1 pseudogene is annotated in these 365 nt (G+C 67.9%); it reads right to left on the bottom strand.

What is annotated here, in order from left to right:
• Nucleotides 1-43: 43 nt before the first annotated feature.
• A pseudogene (locus tag SB751_RS28605) lies at nucleotides 44-365 on the bottom strand (hypothetical protein); the annotation flags it as partial.

The raw sequence follows: 365 nt of genomic DNA, 5'->3' as shown, positions 1-365 counted from the left end.
CGTTGAACTCCAGCGTCACGCGGGTGGCCGTATCGAGATAGAGCTAGGAGCCATCTTCCAGTTGCAGCCGGCGCCGTTGGCCGGTGGCGGTATGCCATGCGTCCGCGTCCCGGGCACGGACCACGCCGTAGGCGCTGCCCGCCAACAAGCCCATGCCGGTCAGCGACAGCAGGATGCGGACGGTGATCATTTCCTCCGGCGGCCCGATCTCGTACACGCGCCCCTGGTGCATGAACACCACGCGGTCGCAGACCTCGCGCGCAAAGCGCATTTCGTGCGTCACCATCAGCAGCGTCATGCCGTCGGCGGCCAGCTCGCGCACCACCGCCAGCACCTCGTTGACCAGCTCCGGGTCCAGCGCCGAC

This window comes from Cupriavidus sp. SIMBA_020 (assembly GCF_046535395.1).
Taxonomy (GTDB): Bacteria; Pseudomonadota; Gammaproteobacteria; order Burkholderiales; family Burkholderiaceae; genus Cupriavidus; species Cupriavidus campinensis.
The sequence above is the reverse complement of the archived record's forward strand: the minus strand, read 5'-3'. Positions and strand labels throughout refer to the sequence as shown.